17 protein-coding genes are annotated in these 20,824 nt (G+C 63.4%); 10 read left to right on the top strand and 7 right to left on the bottom strand.

Annotated features, from left to right (window positions below; translation table 11 throughout):
• Positions 1–39: 39 nt before the first annotated feature.
• Both N805_RS28835 and N805_RS28830 read right to left on the bottom strand, forming a co-directional pair.
• Entirely contained in the window at positions 40–993 is a 954-nt protein-coding gene (locus N805_RS28835; RefSeq protein ID WP_028613411.1) for an IS110 family transposase, read from the bottom strand.
• 236 nt (positions 994–1,229) lie between these two features.
• Complete coding sequence (locus tag N805_RS28830) at positions 1,230–2,411, bottom strand: trans-sulfuration enzyme family protein (protein WP_019472067.1); 1,182 nt, start codon at positions 2,409–2,411, stop codon at positions 1,230–1,232.
• Positions 2,412–2,503: 92 nt separating this feature from the next.
• Here N805_RS28830 and N805_RS28825 point away from each other — a divergent pair, with 92 nt between their 5' ends.
• Positions 2,504–2,965 carry an Lrp/AsnC family transcriptional regulator gene (locus tag N805_RS28825; RefSeq protein WP_019472068.1) on the top strand — a complete coding sequence of 154 codons (462 nt, stop codon included), beginning with the start codon at positions 2,504–2,506 and terminating at the stop codon, positions 2,963–2,965.
• Positions 2,966–3,091: 126 nt separating this feature from the next.
• Here the strand turns inward: N805_RS28825 and N805_RS28820 are convergent, their stop codons facing one another.
• On the bottom strand, positions 3,092–5,422 hold the full coding sequence (locus N805_RS28820; protein ID WP_019472069.1) for an FdhF/YdeP family oxidoreductase: 2,331 nt from the start codon (positions 5,420–5,422) through the stop codon (positions 3,092–3,094).
• 339 nt (positions 5,423–5,761) lie between these two features.
• Here N805_RS28820 and moaA point away from each other — a divergent pair, with 339 nt between their 5' ends.
• Positions 5,762–6,766 (top strand): GTP 3',8-cyclase MoaA, encoded by a 1,005-nt coding sequence (gene moaA, locus N805_RS28815; RefSeq protein WP_019472070.1) that lies wholly within the window; start codon positions 5,762–5,764, stop codon positions 6,764–6,766.
• 20 nt (positions 6,767–6,786) lie between these two features.
• Entirely contained in the window at positions 6,787–7,686 is a 900-nt protein-coding gene (locus tag N805_RS28810; RefSeq protein ID WP_019472071.1) for a bestrophin family protein, read from the top strand.
• A 130-nt stretch (positions 7,687–7,816) separates the two neighbouring features.
• Here the strand turns inward: N805_RS28810 and moaB are convergent, their stop codons facing one another.
• On the bottom strand, positions 7,817–8,356 hold the full coding sequence (gene moaB / locus N805_RS28805) for a molybdenum cofactor biosynthesis protein B (RefSeq protein ID WP_028613412.1): 540 nt from the start codon (positions 8,354–8,356) through the stop codon (positions 7,817–7,819).
• Between the two features lie 139 nt (positions 8,357–8,495).
• Here moaB and N805_RS28800 point away from each other — a divergent pair, with 139 nt between their 5' ends.
• On the top strand, positions 8,496–9,383 hold the full coding sequence (locus N805_RS28800) for a LysR family transcriptional regulator (RefSeq protein WP_019472073.1): 888 nt from the start codon (positions 8,496–8,498) through the stop codon (positions 9,381–9,383).
• On the opposite strand, the gene N805_RS28795 is transcribed toward N805_RS28800, so the two are convergent.
• Positions 9,371–10,153: an AraC family transcriptional regulator gene (locus N805_RS28795; RefSeq protein ID WP_019472074.1), complete on the bottom strand. Its 783-nt coding sequence runs from the start codon at positions 10,151–10,153 to the stop codon at positions 9,371–9,373. The genes N805_RS28800 and N805_RS28795 overlap by 13 nt on opposite strands.
• Before the next feature lie 377 nt (positions 10,154–10,530).
• Here N805_RS28795 and N805_RS28790 point away from each other — a divergent pair, with 377 nt between their 5' ends.
• From N805_RS28790 to N805_RS28770, 5 genes are all read left to right on the top strand, one after another.
• Positions 10,531–12,144 (top strand): APC family permease, encoded by a 1,614-nt coding sequence (locus N805_RS28790; protein ID WP_019472075.1) that lies wholly within the window; start codon positions 10,531–10,533, stop codon positions 12,142–12,144.
• Between the two features lie 23 nt (positions 12,145–12,167).
• The gene (locus tag N805_RS28785) at positions 12,168–13,094 is read left to right on the top strand and encodes a 4-hydroxyproline epimerase (RefSeq protein WP_019472076.1); all 927 of its coding nucleotides are present in this window, start codon (positions 12,168–12,170) and stop codon (positions 13,092–13,094) included.
• A gap of 44 nt (positions 13,095–13,138) precedes the next feature.
• Entirely contained in the window at positions 13,139–14,086 is a 948-nt protein-coding gene (locus N805_RS28780) for a dihydrodipicolinate synthase family protein (protein WP_028613413.1), read from the top strand.
• A gap of 197 nt (positions 14,087–14,283) precedes the next feature.
• The gene (locus N805_RS28775; RefSeq protein ID WP_019473511.1) at positions 14,284–15,861 is read left to right on the top strand and encodes an aldehyde dehydrogenase (NADP(+)); all 1,578 of its coding nucleotides are present in this window, start codon (positions 14,284–14,286) and stop codon (positions 15,859–15,861) included.
• Between the two features lie 2 nt (positions 15,862–15,863).
• Positions 15,864–17,111 (top strand): NAD(P)/FAD-dependent oxidoreductase, encoded by a 1,248-nt coding sequence (locus N805_RS28770; RefSeq protein WP_019473512.1) that lies wholly within the window; start codon positions 15,864–15,866, stop codon positions 17,109–17,111.
• A 133-nt stretch (positions 17,112–17,244) separates the two neighbouring features.
• Here N805_RS28770 and xenA read toward each other — a convergent pair whose 3' ends face one another.
• Positions 17,245–18,336 (bottom strand): xenobiotic reductase XenA, encoded by a 1,092-nt coding sequence (gene xenA / locus N805_RS28765; RefSeq protein ID WP_019473513.1) that lies wholly within the window; start codon positions 18,334–18,336, stop codon positions 17,245–17,247.
• 49 nt (positions 18,337–18,385) lie between these two features.
• Between xenA and N805_RS28760 the strand changes: the two genes are divergently transcribed.
• Entirely contained in the window at positions 18,386–18,721 is a 336-nt protein-coding gene (locus tag N805_RS28760; RefSeq protein ID WP_016488623.1) for an ArsR/SmtB family transcription factor, read from the top strand.
• Positions 18,722–18,860: 139 nt separating this feature from the next.
• Here the strand turns inward: N805_RS28760 and mqo are convergent, their stop codons facing one another.
• A complete protein-coding gene (gene mqo, locus N805_RS28755; protein WP_019473514.1) occupies positions 18,861–20,498 on the bottom strand; it encodes a malate dehydrogenase (quinone) in 1,638 nt (545 codons plus the stop codon).
• Positions 20,499–20,824: the final 326 nt, after the last annotated feature.

Here is a 20,824-nt window from a genome sequence, read left to right as displayed (position 1 = left end):
CTGCAAGCAATGCAGTACCTGTGGGAGATTCTATGGTTTTCAGCAAGCCGGTTTCCCACCTTTGGAGACATATTCGTCCTGATTCTTCATCAGGGCGAATGCCACTCGCGCAAGCTTTCTGGCCAGGATTACCAACGCCTGGGTTGTTGCTTTACCCGCATTGCGATGTTGTTCGTATATCCCTTTCCAAGTGGCCGTCCGGCTGGCTGACATCGCCGCGTTATGCAACAGACGACGGATTTCTGAGCAGCCTCGCTTGGTCAGGCGGCGACGTCCATTCTTCTGCCCAGAATCAATCACTCGTAGATCCATTCCCAGGAATGCAATGTACGAATCACTGCTCTTGAACTCGCCCCGCATAAAGGCCATTACCAAGGCAGTGGCGGTGAGAAACCCAATGCCCTCTACCGCTTGGCAGCGAGCAACTTGCTCGTGCAGCCCAGCTTCGCGCAGCACCTCTTTAATTTTCTTTTGGATCAACAAATCCAGCCGGTCTATCGATTTTACAAAGGTTGTGAAGGCGGCTTTCAACAGGGCTTCATTAGCCCAGCTTTGAGTCATCGCCGTGCGGGCAGTCACCAAGGCCGCTCGGCGTCGCAGAAGGCTCTGAAGCTTGCCGTAGACGGCGGGAGGGGGAGTCCAAGGGCGGAGGTCTTCCCCCTCGTTTCTCAAAAATCGGGACAGCAACCGAGCATCAGTGGGGTCCGTTTTTACCCGTACACCCACGCTTTTGCGGTAGTTGCTCAGTTGGAATCCATCAATGACATAGACCTCGAAACCCAGGCTATGGGCCAGCTCAACCAAGTCCAGGTGGTAAACATTGGTCGCCTCAACAGCAATTGCCGTGTTGAGAGGCTGTTGCTTCAGCCATTTCTTGATTTCCGGTTTGGTATTTTTCACCTTGATGATCTCATCGCGATCATCGTGATGAATCACTAACTCTGCTTTCGCGACATCCGCACCCACGATCAATTTGCCAGCCTGCATTGCCACGGGAGCCTCCTCACGTTATGGTTTTTTGGCTTGAAGGGGTTTCACCAAGAGGCGCTGGCTTGCTTCTATCGTCGTTTGCAAACGATGCATTCTTTATCGGCGCTTTGGTGGAAGGGGTGGGGCGATGTCTCCCACGGTCTGTACTGCTGTGAACAGTCAGAATCGGGCATTTAGTCCCACCACCCCTTCAAGTCTAACCATACAAGCGGGCGAGCCCGCGAAGAGGCCAGCAGCCCTTACACTGCAGCCAGCGCTGTCAGTGCACCATCCAGGTCCTCGATCAGGTCGCGGTAGTCCTCGATCCCCATCGACAGCCGCAGCAGGTTCTCACTGATCCCCATCACGCCTTTCTGCTCCGGGCTCAGCGAGCAGTGCGACATGGTCCACGAGTGGTTGATCATGCTCTCCACCCCGCCCAGCGAGTCGGCCAGCACAAAGATCTGCAATGCCTCGACCAGGCGGTTGAGCGCGGCCCGATCACCCTTGACCTTCATCGCCACCACCGCCCCGCCACTGCGCATCTGGCGTTTGCACAGGTCATGCTGGGGGTGGCTTTCCAGGCCTGGGTAATACACCTGCTCGATCTGCGCATGCCCTTCGAGGAAGCGTGCCACCTGCAGGGCGTTGCTGCATTGGCGTTCCATGCGCACATCCAGGGTTTTCAGGCCGCGCAGGGCGAGGTAGCAGTCGAACGGCCCCTGCACCGCGCCAATCGCCATGCTGATGCGGCGCAGGCGTGCCAGCAGCGCATCATTGGCCGCCACTACCACGCCACCGGTCAGGTCGGAGTGGCCGCCGATATACTTGCTGGCCGAGTGCATCACCAGGTCTACGCCCAGGGTGATCGGGCGCTGGTTCCACGGTGAGCAGAAGGTGTTGTCGATGCAGGTAAGAATACCCCGCGCCTTGGCCAGGTCGCACACCGCCTTGATGTCGACCAGGTGCAGCAACGGGTTGGTCGGCGACTCGATCCAGATCAGCTGGGTTTCTGGCTTGATGGCGGCGGCCACGGCCTCAAGGTCGTTGAGGTCGACATAGGTGGTGGTCAGGCCCGAGGTGCGGCTGCGGTAGTCTTCCAGGATGCGGAAGGTGCCGCCATACACGCCGTTCATCACTACCACATGGGAGTCCTTGGGCAGCAGCTCCAGCACCGTCGCAGTGGCATTCACCCCCGAGGCACAGGCCACCGCGCCCACGCCTTCTTCCAGGGCGGCGACACAGGTTTCGTAGGCGTGCCGGGTGGGGTTGCCGACCCGGCTGTAGGAGTACTCCGGCTTGTCGTCCAGGCTGCGCTTGGTGAACGAGCTGGCGGTGACGATGGCCGGGAAGATGGCGTTTTCGGCGACGCTGAACTGCTCGCCGGCGTGAATGGTTAGGGTGGCGAAATTGCGCGGCTTGTCGGACATGGTCAGGCCCATTGGCAGAGTGAAGGCTGCAACTATCGCACAACCCAAATCGTCTGGCCTTGGGGTAATCTGTGAAAAATTTTTCTACACGGCCCGCGCGCGATATGGACAGTTTCGACCAGCACATTCTTACCCTGCTTCAGCGCGATGCCTCGCTCTCGCTCAAGGACCTGGCCGAGGCCGTCAACCTGTCCACCACGCCGTGCTGGAAGCGGGTCAAGCGCCTGGAAGAAGAAGGCTACATACTCGGCCGTGTCGCCCTGCTGGACCCCGAACGGCTAGGGCTGGGGCTGACGGTGTTCGTCCAGCTCAAGACCCAGCGCCACGACAGCGCCTGGCTGGAGCAGTTTGCCGCGACCGTGACCGGGTTCGAGGAAGTGATGGAGTTTTACCGCATGTCGGGGGACTGGGACTACATGCTACGGGTGGTGGTGGGGGATATTGCGGCGTATGACCGGTTCTACAAAAAGCTGATTACCCGTACCGATGGGCTGTCGAACATCACCTCCAGTTTTGCCATGGAGCAGATGAAGTACACCACGGCTTACCCGGTGCACCGTTCCTGATTCTGTATGGCTGCACCGGCCCTATCGCCGGCAACCCAGCTCCCACAGGTTTATCACAGGTTCTGAAATCTGTGCGGTCCTTGTGGGAGCTGGCTTGCCGGCGATAGGGCCCTTGCAGGCAACCTGTCAATCCGCGGCCAACGCCGCGGCAATGCGGTTCCCTGCCTTGGCTTTTTCGACCTTGATGGCGACAAACTTCGAGGTCGGGGTGTAGGTCCCCTCACCATAACTTTCCAGCGGCACCAGCGGGTTGGTCTCGGGGTAATACGCCGCCGCCTGCCCTTCAGGCACGTCATACGCCACCAGGCGGAAGCCGGAAACGCGCCGCTCCACGCCATCCTCCCACAGCGACACCAGGTCCACCTGCTCACCCGGCTCGAAGCCCAGGCGGCGGATGTCGGCCTCGTTGACGAACACCACCTCACGCAGGCCAAACACCCCGCGGTAGCGGTCGTCCAGGCCATACAGGGTGGTGTTGTACTGGTCATGTGAACGCAGCGTTTGCAGGATCAGGTCGGGCTTGTCACCCCGTGCCAGTACCTTGGCGTTGATCAACTCTTCCGGCAGTGCGTGGGGCATGAAGCGGGCCTTGCCCGTGGCCGTGCGGAAGCTGCGATCGGCAGCGTTGTTGCCCAGGTGGAAACCACCCGGGCTATGCAGGCGTTCGTTGAAGCCGGTGAAACCTGGGATCACGTCGGCGATCATGTCACGAATGCGGTTGTAGTCGGCCACCGCATACTCCCAGTCGATCGGCTGGTTGCCCAGCGTGGCCTTGGCCATGCCGGCGACGATCCACGGCTCCGAGCGCATGTGCGGCGAACGCGGGCGCAACTGGCCATTGGAGATGTGCACCATGCTGAAGGTGTCCTCCACGGTCACGCCTTGCGGCCCTTCGGCCTGCAGGTCGATTTCGGTACGGCCCAGGCAAGGCAAGATCAGCGCATCGCGGCCTGTCACCAGGTGCGAGCGGTTGAGCTTGGTGGAAATCTGCACGGTCAACGCGCAGTTCTGCAGGGCCGCGTGGGTGCGCGGGGTGTCCGGGGTGGCTTGGGCGAAATTGCCGCCCAGGGCGATGAACACCTTGGCCCGGCCCTCTTCCATGGCCTTGATCGCCAGCACCGCGTTGTGCCCGTGGGCCCGCGGCACGCGGAACTGGAAGCGTTTTTCGATGGCATCGAGCAGCGCCGCCTTGGGTTTTTCGTCGATACCCATGGTGCGGTCGCCCTGCACGTTGCTGTGGCCGCGCACCGGCGACAGGCCGGCGCCGGGTTTGCCGACGTTGCCGCGCAGCAACTGCAGGTTGACGATTTCCTGCACGGTAGGCACCGAATGGCGGTGCTGGGTAACGCCCATGGCCCAGCACATGATCACACGTTCGGCCTTGCGGTACATGCGTGCGGCCAGCTCGATCTCGGCCAGGGTCAGGCCCGACTGTTTGACGATGTGTTCCCAAGAGGTGGCGTCCACCGCTGCCAGGTAGTCATCGACGCCGCTGGTGTGCTCGGCGATGAAGGCATGGTCGAACACCGCCGGCTCGCCCTTGGCCTGGGCTTCACGCTCCCACTGCAACAGGAACTTGGCAATGCCACGCATGGCCGCCATGTCACCACCCAGGGCCGGGCGGAAGTAGGCGCTGGACGTCGGCTCAGAGCCGTTGCTGAGCATTTCGAACGGGTGCTGTGGGTGTTGGAAGCGCTCCAGGCCACGCTCTTTCAGCGGGTTGAAGCACACCACCTGGGCCCCACGCTTGACCGCCTCACGCAGCGGTTCGAGCATGCGCGGGTGGTTGGTGCCGGGGTTCTGGCCGATGACAAAGATGGCGTCGGCCAGCTCCAGGTCGTGGAACACCACGGTGCCCTTGCCCACCCCGAGGGTTTCCGACATGCCTGCGCCGCTGGCTTCGTGGCACATGTTCGAGCAATCGGGGAAGTTGTTGGTGCCGTAAGCGCGCACGAACAGCTGGTAGAGGAACGCCGCCTCGTTGCTGGCCCGGCCCGAGGTGTAGAACTCGGCCTCATCGGGCGACTGCAGCGCACGCAGGTGCGTGGCGACCAGCTCGAAGGCCTCCTGCCAGGTGGTTTCGACATAGTGATCGGTGGCAGCGTCGTAACGCATCGGGTGCGTGAGGCGGCCCTGGTATTCGAGCCAGTAGTCGGTCTGGTCCCTCAGCGCGCTGACGCTGTATTTGGCGAAGAAAGCCGGGTCGACCGAGCGACCGGTCGCCTCCCAGTTAACCGCCTTGGCGCCGTTTTCGCAGAACTTGACCATGTCGCTTTCCGGCGACTCGCCCCACGCACAGCCGGGGCAGTCAAAGCCGCCGTTCTGGTTGGTCTTGAGCATGGCCCGCAGGTTCTTGAAGGCGTTTTCGCTGCCCAGCCAGCTTTTGGTGACGCTCTTGAGCGCCCCCCAACCGGCGGCGGCGCCCTTGTAGTCCCTGATGTGTTCGTCCTGGCTCATGCGATGAATCCTCACGCTTCGATGCTTTTTTCCAGCCTATTGAGCGTGAGGCAGGGGCGTCCAATCGAAAGATCTTACGGTGTGATAAGCGGTTTCGATCATGGGCCGGAATGGGGTTGCAGTATTATTCGCGGGCACGCCCGCTCCCACGGGATTACCTTGTACCTCAGCCCTGTGATGGACCTGTGGGAGCGGGCATGCCCGCGAACGAGGCGACTCGGTGCAGGCTTGGGAATGCCATGATAGAGGCCGTCGATCAAGCAGTCGGACAAAGCAATTTGACGCCCCTGCGGCCAGGTTATAGCTTGGAGATGTGTCCCAACCCATTCGAGCGCGAACGTGGAACAGAACAGCCGGGCCCTGATTGACGGCTTCAACCGGAAAATCGACTACCTGCGGATGTCGGTCACCGACCGCTGCGACTTCCGTTGCGTGTACTGCATGGCCGAAGACATGCAGTTTCTGCCGCGCCAGCAGATCCTCAGCCTCGAAGAACTGTTCCAGGTGGCCGAGCGTTTCGTCGCCCTGGGCACCCGCAAGATCCGCCTGACCGGCGGCGAGCCACTGGTACGCCAGGGCATCGTCGACCTGTGCGGGCGCATCGCAGCCCTGCCCGGCCTGCGCGAACTGTGCCTGACCAGCAACGGCTCGCAACTGGGGCGCCTGGCACAGCCGCTGTTCGATGCCGGCGTGACGCGCCTGAACATCAGCCTCGACAGCCTGGACGCCGGGCGCTTCAAGCAGCTGACCCGCACCGGCGACCTGCATCAGGTCATCGCCGGTATCGACGCCGCACGCAAGGCCGGCTTCAAGCGCACCAAGCTCAACTGCGTGGTGCTCAAGGGCCGCAACGATCATGAACTGGTCGACCTGGTGCGCTTTGCCATTGATCGCGAACTGGACATCACCTTCATCGAAGAAATGCCGCTAGGGGTGATCAGCGAGCACGAACGCGGCGAGTCGTTCTGCTCCAGTGATGAAGTACGTGAGCGCCTTGCCGAGCAGTTCACCCTGATCGAATCCACCGAATCCTCACAGGGCCCGGCCCGCTACTGGCGCCTGGCCGAAACCGCGAACACCCGGGTCGGCTTCATATCGCCGCACAGCCACAATTTCTGCGCCACCTGCAACCGCGTGCGCCTGACGGTCGAAGGCCGCCTGCTGCTGTGCCTGGGCAATGAACATTCGGTGGACCTGAAGCATGTGCTGCGCGCGCACCCTGGCAATGCCGAACGGCTGGAAAAGGCTATCCGTGATTCGCTGCACCTCAAGCCCTACCGCCATCACTTCGAAGTCGGTGGCGACGTGCAGATCCTGCGCTTCATGAACATGACCGGCGGCTAAGCGGCCGTCTCTGGATTTCCATGATCGTCCACCCAACCCCCGATGTGCTGCGTGTGCTGTTCACCCTCAAGGGTTCGATCGTCAAGCGCATTGCCCTGCGCTGCCTGATGGTGACCTTGCTGGCAGCACTGATCGTGCTGGTCGAGCGCCATTACCCGGCGTTTTTCTACCCGGTGAGTGCCACGCCGTTCACCTTGCTTGGCCTGTCGCTGTCGATCTTCATGAGCTTTCGCAACAACGCCTGCTATGACCGCTGGTGGGAGGGCCGCAAGGCCTGGGGCAAGCTGATCATCGAAACCCGCTCGTTCGTGCGCGAAAGCGTGGTGATTGCAGATGAAAAACTGCGTAGCGACCTGCTGCGCAGCCTGTGTGGTTTCGCTCATGCGCTTAATGCACGGTTGCGTAACGAGGACGAACGGGTAGCTGCCAGACCGTGGTTGGCCCGGCCCGATGCGATCAGCCCCCACAATGTGTGTGACGGCATCCTGCGTGAAATGGGCGAGCACTGTTCGCGCTTGGCCGCGCAGCAGCAGATCAGCGATTGGCGCTACAGCCTGCTGGAGCAGCGGCTGGTGGGGTTGACCGAAGTGCAGGCCACCTGTGAACGGATCAAGGGTACACCCTTGCCGTTCCCCTATACGCTGCTGCTGCACCGCACCATCTACATCTTCTGCATTCTGCTGCCGTTTGCCCTGGCCGAGCCGCTGGGCTGGCTGGCGCCGCTGTTCACCACCATCGTGGGGTACACGTTCTTCGGGCTGGATGCGATTGGCAACGAGCTGGAAGACCCGTTCGGGCGCGATGAAAACGATTTGCCGACCGATGCCATGGTGCGGACCGTGGAGCGCGATGTGCTGGCGGGGTTGGGGGAGCAGCAGTTGCCGCCAGCGCTGTTGCCGGTGGGGTATGTGCTGAGCTGAGCAAATGCGCCGTCCTGTGCTGGCCCGTTCGCGGGTAAACCCGCTCCCACAGGGACTGCATAAAGTCCAAAGGCAGTGGTGATCCTGTGGGAGCGGGTTTACCCGCGAAAGGGCCGGTACAGGACCCAGTTCAGCCCCGGCTTGCGCAGGCCTCGATCGGCAACAGGTGTTTGACGAAATTGCACGGCCGGTGCCGGGCATCCAGCTGCTCGGCCAGGATACCCTCCCACGCGGTACGACAGGCCCCGGTAGAGCCCGGCAGGCAGCACACCAACGTGCGGTTGGACAACCCGGCCAACGCCCGGCTCTGCACGGTCGAGGTGCCGATATCCAGAATCGACAATGCCCGGAACAGCTCACCAAAACCGTCGATGCGCTTGTCCAGCAGGCACTCGACGGCTTCCGGCGTGCTGTCTCGCCCGGTAAAGCCGGTACCGCCAGTAATCAACACCACCTGCACCTGCTCATCGGCAATCCAGGTCGCCACCTGGGCGCGGATCTTGTACAGGTCGTCCTTGAGCAGCGCCCGCGCCACCAGCCGGTGGCCGACCTCTACCGAACGGCTGGCCAGCAGCTCGCCAGAGGTGTCGTTGTCGTAGGTACGGGTGTCGCAGACGGTCAGCACGGCGATGTTCAGCGGTACGAAGACCGCATCGGGTTGGATGCGCACGGTAAAACTCCTTGATGGCATTGTCGCCACGCTAGAGCCACGGCCCGAGGGCGTCCAATCGATATGGCGTACCGGGCGATCAATGACATCTATCGCAGACGTGGGTTAAGGTCTGCATAACCAGACGCCAGGCACTTTCATGGACATCAAGCAGCTCAAGTTCCTCATCGCCCTCGACCAGACCCGCCACTTCGGCCAGGCCGCGGCGCTGTGCCATATCACCCAGCCAACGCTGTCCATGCGCCTGCGTAACCTGGAGGACGAGCTGGAGCTGGTGCTGGTCAAGCGCGGCCAGCGCTTCGAAGGTTTTACCGAAGCCGGCGAGCGCATCCTGGCCTGGGCCCGCACCCTGCTCGCCGCCCACGACGGCCTGCAGGCCGAGGCCGCCAGCTGCCGCGGCCAGGTGGTCGGCAGCCTGCGCCTGGGTACGGTGCCGCTGGCCAGCTTCAACCCCATGCACCTGCTGCTGCCACTGCGCGAAAAATACCCCGAACTGCACTTTCAACTCAGCTCGCTGAGCTCGGAACAAGTCATCGACGGGCTCAGCCGCAACCAGCTCGACCTGGGTATTTGCTACCTGGACCAGGTCAACACCAGCTTCTTTGAAGTGATCGAACTGGGCACCACCACCATGGGCCTGTTGCACGACACCCGGCACTTCCAGTTTGCAGGCGACCCGCTGCGCTGGGATGCACTCAGCGATATACCGCTGGGCTTGCTGAGCAAAGGCATGCACTACCGCCAATCATTGGACCTGAGCTTCCGCAGCCGTGGCCTGGAGCCGAATGCGGTGCTGGAGAGCGACTCGACCTTCCAGCTGATCCAGGCCATCAACACCGGCATGTGCTGCGCGATCATGCCGCTGGACTGCGGCCTGGAAGACCTCAGCGAACACCTGCGCATCGTGCCGGTGGCCGACGCCGCCATTCACAGCCCGGTCGGCCTGCTGCTGCGGCGCAGCGAGCCGCGGTCGGCGATTGCCGAACAGTGCTTCGCCGAGGCCAAGGTGCTGTTTCAAGCCACCTGATCGCTGGTGGCCTGGCGGTACTGCCGTGGGGTAAAGCCGGTCAGTTGCTTGAACTGGCGGCTGAAGGCGCTGTGGTCGGTGTAGCCGCAGCACATCGCCACTTCGGTGATGGGCAGCTCCGAATGCAACAGGCGGTGGGCGTGCTCCAGGCGTGCCTTGTGGATCATCTGCCGGGGCGTGAGGTGGAACACCCGCTTGCAATAGCGCTCCAGCTGGGCCACGGAAATACCGGCGATGCGGGTGAGCTCGCCCATGCTGATCGGCTGGTGGAAATGCTGGCGAATGTGCTCGTCCACCGCGGCCAGGCGTTGATAGGCGGGGTGGCTGTCGGCGGCTGATTGCAGGTCGACCGAAATGCCAACCAGGCCAATGATCTCGCCCGCCTGGTTGTACAGCGGGCGCTTGTGGGTCAGGCACCAGCCGGGTTCACGGCTGCCGTACAGGTGCAGCTCCAGTTGGTCCTCCAGCACCATGCCTTCCTTGAGCACCCGGCGGTCCTGTTCGGTGTAGCCGGGGCCCAGCTGTGCCGGGAACACTTCGGCGCTGGTCTTGCCCAACAGCGGTTGCAGGCGCTTGAGGCCACAGCGCTGGACCAGGGTGTTGTTGGCCAGCACATAGCGGGCGGCCGGGTCCTTGATGAAGATGGCGGCGTTGGGGATGGCGTCGAGGATTGGCAGCAGCAGCGATACACCGGCGAGCAGGGCCTCGAGGGTGGCGGGGCGGTGCTGGTCGAGGGACTGGTAGAGGGTTGCCAGGGGAGTATCGGTCATCTGTCGGTTCTCTGCTGGCTGTGCCGGCCCTTTCGCGGGCTCGCCCGCTCCCACAGGTCCTCCACACGTTTCGGATTCTGCGCCGTACCTGTGGAAGCGGGCTTGCCCGCGAAGAGGCCGGCACTATAAACACTCCCTTACAGGCCTTGTGCGATGTGGCCTACAGCCTATCCACCAGCCCACCCTGGCCGCCAGCATTTTTTGCAACTGTGCCGATTTCGTCATCCCCCCTGCAGAAAACCATCAAGAACCGTCGCCCCGACCGGTTCACTCTATGCCCCACGCAAGCCGCCCAAGTCCTACAAGAGCGCGGCCCAAAAAGCCGCATCTCGTGACATCAGACCTGCCTATCCAATAACCAACAAAAAGGCGAACCCATGTCAGGCAAATTCAAAAAACAGTTATCACTGCTGGACCTCACCTTCATCGGCCTAGGGGCCATCTTCGGCTCCGGCTGGCTGTTCGCCGCCAGCCACGTGTCGGCCATCGCCGGCCCGGCCGGCATCCTCTCCTGGTTCCTTGGCGGTTTCGCCGTACTGCTGCTGGGCATCGTCTACTGCGAGCTGGGCGCCGCCCTGCCACGTGCCGGTGGCGTGGTGCGCTACCCGGTTTACTCGCACGGCCCACTGCTCGGCTACCTGATGGGTTTCATCACCCTGATCGCCTTTTCCAGCCTGATCGCCATCGAAGTGGTCGCCTCACGCCAATACGCCGCCGCCTGGTTCCCCGGGCTGACCAAGGCCGGCTCCAGCGACCCGACCGTGCTCGGCTGGCTGGTGCAGTTCGCCCTGCTGGGGCTGTTCTTCTTCCTCAATTACCGCAGCGTGAAAACCTTCGCCAAGGCCAACAACCTGGTCAGCGTGTTCAAGTTCATTGTGCCGCTACTGGTAATCGGCGTGCTGTTCACCTTCTTCAAGCCAGAAAACTTCGAGGTCCACGGTTTTGCCCCGTTCGGCCTGTCCGGGGTGGAAATGGCCGTATCGGCCGGCGGCATCATCTTCGCCTACCTGGGCCTGACGCCAATCATTTCGGTAGCAAGCGAGGTGAAGAACCCACAGCGCACCATCCCTATTGCACTGATTTTGTCGGTGCTGCTGTCCACCGCGATTTACGCCCTGCTGCAACTGGCCTTCCTCGGCAGCGTGCCGACCGAAATGCTGGCCAACGGCTGGGCCAGCGTGACCAAGGAACTGGCCCTGCCCTACCGTGACATCGCCCTGGCCCTGGGTGTGGGCTGGCTGGCCTACCTGGTGGTGGCCGACGCCGTGATCTCGCCCAGCGGCTGCGGCAACATCTACATGAACGCCACCCCGCGGGTGATCTACGGCTGGGCGCAGACCGGCACCTTCTTCAAGTACTTCACCCGCATCGATGCAGAGTCCGGCATCCCGCGCCCGGCCCTGTGGCTGACCTTCGGCCTGTCGGTGTTCTGGACCCTGCCGTTCCCCTCGTGGGAAGCGCTGATCAACGTGGTATCGGCTGCCCTGGTGCTGAGCTACGCCGTCGCCCCGGTCACCGTCGCCGCCCTGCGCCGCAATGCACCCCACATGCCGCGCCCGTTCCGGGTCAAGGGCATGGCCGTGCTCGGCCCGCTGTCGTTCATCATCGCCGCGCTGATCGTGTACTGGTCGGGCTGGAACACCGTGTCGTGGCTGCTGGCCCTGCAAATCGTGATGTTCGTGCTGTACCTGCTGTGCAGCCGTTTCGTACCCACCCAGCACCTGTCGCTGGCCCAGCAGGTTCGCTCGTCGGCATGGCTGATCGGGTTCTACGCGGTGACCATCCTGCTGTCGTGGCTGGGCAGCTTCGGCGGCCTGGGGGTAATCGGCCACCCGCTCGACACCGTGGCCGTGGCCGCCTGCGCGTTGGGCATCTACTACTGGGGCGCCGCGACGGGCGTGCCTGCCCACCTTGTGCGCCTGGAAGGTGAAGACGAAAGCGAAGCCAGCGCTGAACCCTATACCGGCCGCCCTGCTGCCGTCGCTTCCTGATCTTTTACGCAAGGGACAAGCCCATGAAACAGATACGCGTCATCGACTCCCACACTGGCGGCGAACCGACCCGCCTGGTGATGAAGGGCTTCCCGCAACTGCATGGCCGCAGCATGGCCGAACAGCGCGACGAACTGCGCGAGCTGCACGACCCGTGGCGGCGTGCCTGCCTGCTGGAGCCACGCGGCAACGATGTGCTGGTCGGCGCGCTGTACTGCCCGCCGGTGTCGGCCGACGCTACCTGCGGGGTGATCTTCTTCAACAACGCCGGCTACCTGAACATGTGCGGCCACGGCACCATCGGCCTGGTCGCCTCGTTGCAGCACCTGGGCCTGATCGCACCGGGTGTGCACAAGATCGACACCCCGGTCGGCCAGGTCAGCGCCACCCTGCATGAAGACGGCGCCATCACCGTCGGCAACGTGCCCTCCTACCGCTACCGCCAGCAGGTGGCGGTGGAGGTGCCTGGCCATGGCGTGGTGCATGGCGACATCGCCTGGGGCGGCAACTGGTTCTTCCTGGTTTCCGAACACGGCCAGCGTATCGAGCTGGGCAACCGTGAGGCGCTGACCGAGTACACCTGGGCCATGCTCAAGGCCCTCGAAACCCAGGGCATCACCGGCGAAAACGGCGCGCCTATCGACCACGTCGAGCTGTTTGCCGACGACGCCAACGCCGACAGCCGCAACTTCGTGATGTGCCCCGGCAAGGCCTACGACCGCTCCCCGTGCGGCACCGGCACCAGCGCCAAGCTGGCCTGCCTGGCCGCCGACGGCAAGCTTGCCGAGGGCCAGACCTGGGTACAAGCCAGCATCACCGGTAGCCAGTTCCATGGCCGTTACGAGCGCGACGGCGAGCACATTCGCCCGTTCATTACCGGCCGCGCCTACATGACCGCCGACAGCACCCTGCTGATCGACGAACAGGACCCGTTCGCCTGGGGCATCTGAGCCCCGGCTTTATCGAAAACCCAATTTCGCCAGGAGTAACAACAATGACTGACAACATCTTCACCGGCACCATGCCCGCCCTGATGACCCCGTGCACCGCCGAGCGCAAACCGGACTTTGACGCCCTGGTGCGCAAGGGCCACCAGCTGATCGAGGCCGGCATGAGCGCCGTGGTGTACTGCGGTTCGATGGGCGACTGGCCACTGCTGACCGAGGCCGAGCGCCAGGAAGGCGTGGCGCGCCTGGTGGCCGCCGGCATCCCGACCATTGTCGGCACTGGCGCGGTGAACACCCGTGAAGCGGTAGCGCATGCCGCCCACGCGGCCAAGGTCGGCGCCGCCGGCCTGATGGTCATCCCTCGCGTGCTCAGCCGCGGTGCCTCGCTGATCGCCCAGAAGCACCACTTCTCGGCCATCCTCGCCGCCGCGCCCAAGCTGCCAGCGGTGATCTACAACAGCCCCTACTACGGCTTCGCCACCCGCGCCGATCTGTTCTTCGAGCTGCGCCGCGAATTCCCCAACCTGATCGGCTTCAAGGAATTCGGTGGCGGTGCCGACCTGCGTTACGCCGCCGAGCACATCACCTCCAAGGATGACGACGTGACCCTGATGGTGGGCGTGGACACCCAGGTGGTGCATGGCTTCGTCAACTGCAACGCCACCGGTGCCATCACCGGCATCGGCAACGCCCTGCCCCGTGAGGTGCTGCACTTGGTAAGCCTGAGCAAGCAGGCGGCCAAGGGCGACGCCAAGGCCCGCCGCCTGGCCCGCGAGCTGGAAGCGGCGCTGGCGGTGCTGTCGTCATTCGATGAGGGCTGCGACCTGGTGCTGTACTACAAGCACCTGATGGTGCTGAACGGCGACAGCGAGTACAGCCTGCACTTCAACGAAACCGACGTGCTGACCGACGCCCAGCGCAACTACGCCGAGCAGCAGTACGCGCTGTTCCGCAGCTGGTACGCCAGCTGGTCGGCAGAGCAGAACATCGCCTGATTACCAAGGCCCCGCCGCGTTCTCTGTGGGAGCGGGCTTGTCCCGCGAAGCAGGCGACGCGGTGCCTGGCACCGGCTTTGCCGGTGTTCGCGGGACAAGCCCGCTCCCACAATGATCGCGCAAGCTTCCAGATATTGAGCAAGACAGTTGCTCCCACAACGCCCTTGATACCCGAATTTGATTTCCAAGGAGGCTACATGACCCTCACCGGCAACATGCTGATCGGCCAGACGCCGGTAACCGGCAGCCGCGAAGCCATCCGCGCCATCAACCCGGCCACTGGCCAGACGCTGGAACCGGCCTACCTCGGTGGCACCGGCGAACACGTGGCTCAGGCCTGCGCCCTGGCCTGGGCGGCGTTCGATGCCTACCGCGAAACCACGCTGGAACAACGGGCACAGTTTCTCGAAACCATCGCCACCCAGATCGAAACGCTGGGCGATACCCTGATCGACCGCGCCATGGCCGAAAGCGGCCTGCCCAAGGCGCGCATCCAGGGCGAGCGTGGCCGCACCTGCACCCAGCTACGCACCTTCGCCCGGGTAGTGCGGGCCGGTGAATGGCTGGATGTGCGGGTCGACAACGCCCAGCCAGAACGCCAGCCCTTGCCCCGCGCCGACCTGCGCCAGCGCCAGGTGGCTCTGGGGCCGGTAGCCGTGTTCGGCGCCAGCAATTTCCCGCTGGCCTTCTCGGTGGCCGGTGGCGATACCGCATCGGCATTGGCTGCTGGCTGCCCAGTGGTGGTCAAGGCCCACAGCGCCCACCCTGGCACCAGCGAGCTGGTCGGCCAGGCGGTGGCGCAGGCGGTGAAGCTGTGCGGCTTGCCGGCCGGCGTATTCTCGCTGTTGTACGGCTCCGGCCGTGAAGTGGGCATCGCGCTGGTCAGCGACCCGCGCATCAAGGCCGTTGGCTTTACCGGCTCACGCAGCGGTGGTATCGCGCTGTGCCAGGCGGCCCAGGCCCGCCCGGAGCCGATCCCGGTGTACGCCGAAATGAGCTCGATCAACCCGGTGTTTCTGTTCGAGGCAGCCCTGCAGGCCCGCGCCGAAGCGCTGGCACAAGGCTTCGTCGCCTCGTTGACCCAAGGTGCCGGCCAGTTCTGCACCAACCCCGGCCTGGTGATTGCCCGCCAAGGGCCGGCGTTGCAGCGGTTTATCGACGCGGCCAGCGAACACGTTCGCCAGGCCGCTGCGCAGACCATGCTCACCCCGGGCATCTTCAGTGCTTACCAGGCCGGTATCGGTGCCTTGGCGGAAAACCCCAATGCCCGGGCTGCGGCCAGTGGCCAGGACGGACAAGGCCCCAACCAATGCCAGGCGCAGTTGTTCGTGACCGAGGCCGAAGCCTTTTTGGCCGACCCGACCCTGCAGGCCGAGGTGTTCGGCGCAGCGTCGCTGGTGGTGGCCTGCGCAGGTGATGCACAGGTACGCCAAGTGGCCGAGCATCTGGAGGGCCAGTTGACCGCGACCCTGCAACTGGACGATGCCGACATCGACAGCGCCCGTGCGCTGCTGCCAACCCTTGAACGCAAGGCCGGGCGCATTCTGGTCAATGGCTGGCCGACCGGTGTCGAGGTGTGCGATGCCATGGTCCACGGCGGGCCGTTCCCGGCCACCTCCGATGCCCGCACCACCTCGGTGGGCACGGCGGCGATCCTGCGCTTCCTGCGCCCGGTGTGCTACCAGGACCTCCCGGATGCGCTGCTGCCGCAGGCGCTGAAACACGGCAACCCGCTGCAACTGCGGCGCCTGCTCGACGGCAAACGGGAAGGCTAAGCATGGTCCAGACCCCTGAAGCCGATATCGCCGTGGTCGGCGCCGGCATTGTCGGCGTCGCCTGTGCCCTGCAACTGGCCCGCCAGGGCCGCCGGGTACTGCTGGTGGACCGTCAGGCACCGGGCCAGGGCGCGTCCTATGGCAACGCCGGGCACCTCGCCACCGAGCAGGTGTTCCCGATTGCCGACCTGTCTATTCTGAAGCGCTTGCCGCGCATGCTGCTCGACCCGATGGGCCCGCTGCGCCTTGACTGGAAGTACCTGCCCAAGGCCATGCCCTGGTTCACCCGCCTGCTGCTCAACCTGCGCCCGGCCCCGTTCCAGCGCAGTGTGGCCGGCATCCGCACGCTGAACGAGGCCAGCCTGGGTGCCTGGCAGCGGCTACTGGGCTCGATCGGGCGCAGCGAACTGTTTCAAGAGGATGGTTCGTTGCTGGTGTTCGAGAAGCCTGAGTCCCGCCAGGCACTGGAGGCGTTGCGTACACGCATGCAACAGCAGGCGGTGCCAGTGGACTTCTGGTCGGCCGACACCGTGCGCGAGGCGGCGCCGCAACTGAGCCCGACACTGCTGGGTGGGCTGTTCTTTCCGCGTACCGGGCACTTCATCGACCCTTACCGGGTAGTGTGCGAATTGTTCGAAGCGGCCAAGGCCAGCGGCGTGCGCTTTGTTCAGGCGCAGGTCGATGGCGGGCAGTTGCACAGTGCCGGCGTTAGCCTGGCCAGCGACCAGGGCACGCTCAATGCCCGCCAGGTGCTGATCAGCTGTGGTGCCCATTCTGCGAAACTGACCACCGCGCTGACGGGCAAGCGGGTGCCGCTGGACACCGAACGCGGTTACCACCTGATGTTGCCGGGTGAGCACCAGCGCCTGCCGTTTGCAGTCACCTCGCTGGAGCGCAAGTTCATCATGACACCCATGGCCGAAGGCTTGCGCCTGGCCGGTACGGTGGAGTTTGCCGGGCTGGAGGCACCGCCTAGCATGCAACGGGCTTGGCAGTTGCATCGGTTGAGCAAGGGGTTGTTCCGGCAAGACTTGAGCGTCGAAGGGGCGACGCCGTGGATGGGCTTGCGGCCTTCGTTACCGGACTCGTTGCCGGTGATCGACAGGGTGTGTGATGGGCGAGTGCTGTTGGCGTTTGGGCATCAGCACCTGGGGTTGACCCAGGCGGCGGTGACGGCGGAGTGGGTGGGGCGGTTGGCTGAGCGGGCCGCTGGGCCTGGGATGGCAGCCTACCGTCTGGATCGGTTCTAGATTGGGGGGGCCGCGGTGCGGCCCAATCGCCGGCAAGCCAGCTCCCACAGGATCATCACAGGCTTCAAGCCCTGTGCAATACCTGTAGGAGCTGGCTTGCCGGCGATTGGGCTGCGCAGCGGCCCCGGCATTCTCAGCGATAGCGCTCAAGCCAGTGCGCATACGGCGCCGGCAAGGTCCAGGAAGCTTTCTCCACCCCCAGCTCCTTCGCGGCAAAGTACGCCCAGTGCGGGTCGGCCAGGTGCGCACGCCCTACCGAAACCAGGTCCAGCTGGTTGGCCTGCAACGCGGCCTCAGCCAGTTGCGGCGTGCCAAAGCCCCACGCCGAAGTCACCGGCAGCTTCGCCTCACGGCGCACACGCTCGGCAATCGGCCCCATGAACGCCGGGCCCCACGGGATGTTGGTCTCGGGAATGGTGAAACCGACACTCACGCTCAGCAGGTCCAGGCCGCCAGCCTTGAAGCGGCGCGCCAGTTCGATCGACTCTTCCAGGGTCTGCTCGTCGCGGCCATCGTATTCCAGCACACCAAAGCGCGCGGTCAACGGCAGGTTCTCTGGCCATACTTCACGCACCGCAGCCAGGGTTTCCAGCAGGAAGCGGCTGCGGTTGTCAAAGCTGCCACCGTAGGCATCGGTCCGCTTGTTGGAATGCTCGGAGAAGAAGCTCTGGCCCAGGTAGCCGTGGGCAAAGTGCAGTTCGATCCATTCGAAGCCGGCATCACGCGCACGGCGGGCGGCATCGACGAAGTCCTGCTTGACCCGGGCAATGTCGTCCAGGGTCATTTCGCGTGGCACTTTCGGCAGGTGCGCGCCAAAGGCAATGGCAGACGGGGCGATGGTTTCCCAGCCACGCGCGTCGTCGGCGGCGATGTGGTCGTCACCCTCCCACGGGCGGTTGGCGCTGGCCTTGCGCCCGGCGTGGGCGATCTGAATCCCCGGCACGGAACCTGCAGCCTTGATGGCCTGCACCACCGGTACGAATGCCTGGGCGTGAGCATCGCTCCAGATACCGGCACAACCGGGGGTGATACGGCCTTCCGGTGCCACCGCAGTGGCCTCGACCACCAGCAGCCCGGCACCGCCACGGGCCAGGCCGGCCAGGTGCACGTGGTGCCAGTCGTTGATCATGCCGTCTTCGGCCATGTATTGGCACATCGGCGGAATGGCAATGCGGTTACGCAGGGTGACGTCTTTGAGGCTGTAGGGTTCGAACAGTGCGGACATGGGAAACTCCGGGTTCATTTCAATACTGTTGTTCGATCATAATCGAACTATGGCAATTAGTGAAACCCCCGTTATCATGTCGGCCATGCGAGCCTATAAACATCCCAACGCTGAAGACCTGATCCTTGAACGCCTGCTCTATGCGCTCAGCGACCCCGTGCGCCTGGAAATCGTCCGCCATCTGGCCGGCGTTGCCGAGGCCAGCTGTGGCGAGCTTGACGGTGGGCGGCCCAAGTCGAGCATGTCGCACCACTTCCGCGTACTACGTGATGCGGGGTTGGTGCACACCCGCAATGTGGGGACGACCCATATGAATTCACTGCGCAGCGAAATGCTGGGCGAGCGTTTTCCCGGGCTGCTGGAGTGCATCCTGCGCCAGAGATGATTCTTGCTGCAGGCCCTGGGGGTAGTGATGAACCTGGGGGAGCGGGTTCATCGATGCATCGAACCGCCGCGGAAAGGCCCGAACAGGCAAAAAAAAACCACGAGGTTTCCCCCGTGGCTTCTTTCATGCCAATGGCCGATTACAGCGCCATGTCGTTCTCAGGCTTGCTTTCAACCGGCTCGCTGGCCGCGCCACCGAAGTCGACGCTGGCGTCGATCACCGGCGGTTTCTCCAGCTGCAGCACTTCAGCGGTGTAGTTCCACTCTTTCTGAGTGGCCGCTGCCGAATCGTTCAGCTTGGTGCCGTAGCTCGGCACGATCTGTTTGATCTTGGCCTGCCACTCTGGGGTAGCGACCTTCTCCTTGAACACGGTTTCCAGCACGTTCAGCATGATCGGCGCAGCAGTCGAAGCACCTGGCGAGGCGCCCAGCAGGCCGGCAATGGTGCGGTCTTCGGACGCGACCACTTCGGTGCCCAGCTTCAGCACGCCGCCCTTCTCGGCATCACGCTTGATGATCTGCACACGCTGGCCGGCCTGCCACAGGCGCCAGTCTTCCTTCTTGGCATTCGGGAAGTAGGTGCGCAGGGCTTCGAAGCGGTCATCGTCAGACAGCATCAGCTGGCCAGCGAGGTACTCCACCAGCGGGTACTGCTCGATACCGACCTTGGTCATCGGCCACACGTTGTGGGTGGTGGTGCTGCTCAGCAGGTCCAGGTACGAGCCGTTCTTCAGGAACTTGGTCGAGAAGGTGGCGAATGGGCCAAACAGGATCACGCGCTTGCCGTCCAGCACGCGGGTGTCCAGGTGCGGTACCGACATGGGTGGCGCGCCGGTCGAGGCAATGCCGTAGGCCTTGGCCATGTGCTGCATGGCCACGGTCGGGTTCTCGGTCACCAGGAACGAGCCGCCCACCGGGAAGCCTGCGTATTCCTTGGCCTCAGGAATGCCCGACTTCTGCAGCAGCTTCAATGCGCCGCCGCCGGCACCGATGAACAGGAACTTGGCGTCGGTAGCCGATTCGGTACCGTCCTTCAGGTTCTTGTACTCGACGTGCCAGGAGCCGTCCTTGTTGCGGGTGATGTCCTGCACTTCGCTGGACAGCTTCAGGTCGAACTTGTCCTGGGTCTTCAGGTGGCCGACCATCTGGCGGGTGATCTCGCCGAAGTTGACGTCGGTGCCGATTGGCGTCCAGGTCACGGCCAGCTTCTGGTTCGGGTCGCGCCCTTCCATCATCAACGGGACCCACTTGGCGATCTGCGCGTGGTCCTCGGAGTACTGCATCGGGCGGAACAGTGGGCTGGCCTGCAGCGCGTCGTAACGCTTTTTCAGGAACTTGATGTTGTCATCGCCCCACACGAAGCTCATGTGCGGAGTGGTGTTGATGAACGAGTGCGGGTTCTTCAGCACGCCCTGGCGAACCTGCCAGGCCCAGAACTGACGGGAGATCTGGAAGGCTTCGTTGATTTCGATGGCCTTGGAGATGTTGACGTTGCCGTCTTTGTCTTCCGGGGTGTAGTTCAGCTCGGCCAGCGCGGAGTGGCCGGTACCGGCGTTGTTCCAGCCGTTGGAGCTTTCTTCAGCCACGCCGTCCAGGCGCTCGACCATCTCCATCGACCAGCTTGGCTCCAGCTCGTGCAGCCACACAGCCAGGGTGGAGCTCATGATGCCGCCGCCGACCAGCAGCACATCTACTTTTTTGGTTTCTGCGGCGTGCGCTTGCATGAAGCTCGCAGCGACAGCCAGACCCAGCAAGGTCTTGCCAGCTTTCTTGAACATTGATCTATTCCAGTCAGGAGAACGGAGGGAGGGCCTGTGGCTGGCCCAGGTGTTCCGTGTTCTTCAGCGCAGGCTTGTTGTTGATCATTGTTCGGCAGCCAGAGAACCAGAAAACGACTCGGCCTTTTGTCGAATTGACCGACAGGGCTGAATCGTTTTTCTGATTGTATCCGAAATGCCAGCGCAAACAAATTGCCGGTCCTCGCGTCAAGGTGACGGGTTGTCCCAGGGTATACCCGCAAACTTTGCAGTGATTGCAGTATTCTCTCGGCGCCCCTACTATTGCGATCATTTCTCATTCGCACCATTATGCGCTCGCGCCGGAT

The organism is Pseudomonas putida S13.1.2 (assembly GCF_000498395.2).
Lineage (GTDB): Bacteria > Pseudomonadota > Gammaproteobacteria > Pseudomonadales > Pseudomonadaceae > Aquipseudomonas > Aquipseudomonas putida_Q.
This window is presented reverse-complemented; position numbering and strand designations above follow the sequence as displayed.

Bases quoted from the DNA above. Each gene is read 5' to 3' on its own strand.
- N805_RS28830 (WP_019472067.1), bottom strand. From the start codon at position 2,411: ATGGGCCTGACCATGTCCGACAAGCCGCGCAATTTCGCCACCCTAACC.
- N805_RS28825 (WP_019472068.1), top strand. From the start codon at position 2,504: ATGGACAGTTTCGACCAGCACATTCTTACCCTGCTTCAGCGCGATGCC.
- N805_RS28820 (WP_019472069.1), bottom strand. From the start codon at position 5,422: ATGAGCCAGGACGAACACATCAGGGACTACAAGGGCGCCGCCGCCGGT.
- N805_RS28810 (WP_019472071.1), top strand. From the start codon at position 6,787: ATGATCGTCCACCCAACCCCCGATGTGCTGCGTGTGCTGTTCACCCTC.
- N805_RS28800 (WP_019472073.1), top strand. From the start codon at position 8,496: ATGGACATCAAGCAGCTCAAGTTCCTCATCGCCCTCGACCAGACCCGC.
- N805_RS28795 (WP_019472074.1), bottom strand. From the start codon at position 10,153: ATGACCGATACTCCCCTGGCAACCCTCTACCAGTCCCTCGACCAGCAC.
- N805_RS28790 (WP_019472075.1), top strand. From the start codon at position 10,531: ATGTCAGGCAAATTCAAAAAACAGTTATCACTGCTGGACCTCACCTTC.
- N805_RS28785 (WP_019472076.1), top strand. From the start codon at position 12,168: ATGAAACAGATACGCGTCATCGACTCCCACACTGGCGGCGAACCGACC.
- N805_RS28780 (WP_028613413.1), top strand. From the start codon at position 13,139: ATGACTGACAACATCTTCACCGGCACCATGCCCGCCCTGATGACCCCG.
- N805_RS28775 (WP_019473511.1), top strand. From the start codon at position 14,284: ATGACCCTCACCGGCAACATGCTGATCGGCCAGACGCCGGTAACCGGC.
- N805_RS28770 (WP_019473512.1), top strand. From the start codon at position 15,864: ATGGTCCAGACCCCTGAAGCCGATATCGCCGTGGTCGGCGCCGGCATT.
- xenA (WP_019473513.1), bottom strand. From the start codon at position 18,336: ATGTCCGCACTGTTCGAACCCTACAGCCTCAAAGACGTCACCCTGCGT.
- N805_RS28760 (WP_016488623.1), top strand. From the start codon at position 18,386: ATGGCAATTAGTGAAACCCCCGTTATCATGTCGGCCATGCGAGCCTAT.
- mqo (WP_019473514.1), bottom strand. From the start codon at position 20,498: ATGTTCAAGAAAGCTGGCAAGACCTTGCTGGGTCTGGCTGTCGCTGCG.